The 1,836-nt window shown below is 43.0% G+C and carries 1 pseudogene; it reads right to left on the bottom strand.

The features are described from left to right. Positions 1-314 precede the first annotated feature (314 nt). Positions 315-1,259: pseudogene (locus ACVBIL_RS20540) on the bottom strand (IS630 family transposase). Between the last annotated feature and the right edge of the window lie 577 nt (positions 1,260-1,836).

Here is a 1,836-nt window from a genome sequence, read left to right as displayed (position 1 = left end):
TAAGAGCGAATGGCCTGCTGTGCCGTGTCAGTGGATGCGCATTATAGGGAGATTTGAGATCAGCGCAAGAGGGTTTACTAATTAAATTAGAATAACTGAATCAACCGCATAGTTATCAAACGATACGTGTAATAAACAGGCTAAACCCACCCCGTTCCCCATGATTTTTTAAGCATTCATTAGGCTTGTGATAGCGCTTAGTTTAGTTAAGCCGTTAACTAGTGAATTAATATAATCAGCATTGGCAACATGACCTGTAGAGTAATCGGCTAGGAGAGACAAGTAATTGATACCCACAGCTTTAACTAATTGGCTTATTTAATCCAATCTCTCCAGCACAAGCTTTTGACCCTATTTGGATCTGAGATAAAGGTATTCCACGTTATAGAGACTCACTCAACAATGTCTTCAAAACCTGAGAACGTTCTATTAGATAAGCGCCTCAGCCTTGGCCACTACCAAACTTACTCTATTGGGTTTAATTCTGATGAATAAGGCGGCAATTTAAGCAAAGATAAATTACTACAGGACAGTGCAACATCCATCGTATGCCAGCCGGCTCCGTCAATAACCACAAGTGCTTGTCGCCCGGTTAGGGTCGTTTGCGAAATCTGCTTCAGGTGAAATGTCATCGCATCTTTAATTAACCAAAGGTGTAATTACGGCTTCTGTTTGGCCTGCACTTGGGCATACAGCATCAAATAAATACCCGTATTCAAACAGTTGCTGTTTCACTACCTAGGTAGTGTACCTGTTTTTGCCCATAGACGTGTCGTTTGGTTTTGCTGACCAAAGCGGGCTTCATCTTGAAACCAAACATCAACGCGATCAAGTGGAAAGTGCCCAGGGTGTTAAGGTTCGTTTCCAGCAGGAGCTTTTTTAAAAGCGTCTTGAGCGTGCGATAAACATTATGGAGCTGATAATCCACACTAATTCCCCTAGATATATAGAACCTGACATCATCAGCAACTAGGCGGATAGCACACTCTTTAACCGAATGCTTTCAATAAACTGAGTAATTCAGCTAACTGCGACTCAGTTAGGCTACATGTTCTACCCGCTCTTGGCTGACTATTAAGCACCTCAAGGCCATTAGAAAGATAGACCTTAACCCAAGTATTTACGCTTCCTGTTGCGACACCCAATATTTGTGCCGTTTGAGTCCGAGCTTGCCCTGATACTGCGCTAAATAACGAATTTCTTAATGTAGCATTTTTGGTCTGCTTGACTAGCAGCTTAAAGTCATTAGAGGAGTGCATTGATAATCCATTTCATCTAGTGGCCTCTATTTAGATCAAACTTTTAATGCCATTGGTATTAGATCATATTTTGACTTCGATTGGCATTACACATGGGCACTGCTGGACGGGACGGCTGCGATACCTGCAAACTTCAAATTCCAAACATGAGAAAGCCCTAGCTACTCTTATAAACATAGAGTGCTAGGGCTTATCACAACGAAAAAAGCCTCTACATTTCTGTAGAGGCTTTCGTCTTTATGTTGGCGGAGCGGACGGGACTCGAACCCGTGTACCTTCGGCACGCGAGTCAGGCCGACTATTTCTTTAACAAAGAGGCTAACCAACTGAACTACCACTCCTTTAGCAAATTTCTTTTGCTAAGTACCAAATTTATTTACATCACAAGCACTCAAAATTCAAATACGAAAAAGCCCTAGCACTCTTTACTTATAAGAGTTGCTAGGGCTTATCACAACGAAAAAAGCCTCTACATTGCTGTAGAGGCTTTCGTCTTTATGTTGGCGGAGCGGACGGGACTCGAACCCGCGACCCCCGGCGTGACAGGCCGGTATTCTAACCAACTGAACTACCGCTC

The sequence above is a fragment of the Shewanella sp. 125m-7 genome (assembly GCF_052977045.1).
The sequence above is the reverse complement of the archived record's forward strand: the minus strand, read 5'-3'. Positions and strand labels throughout refer to the sequence as shown.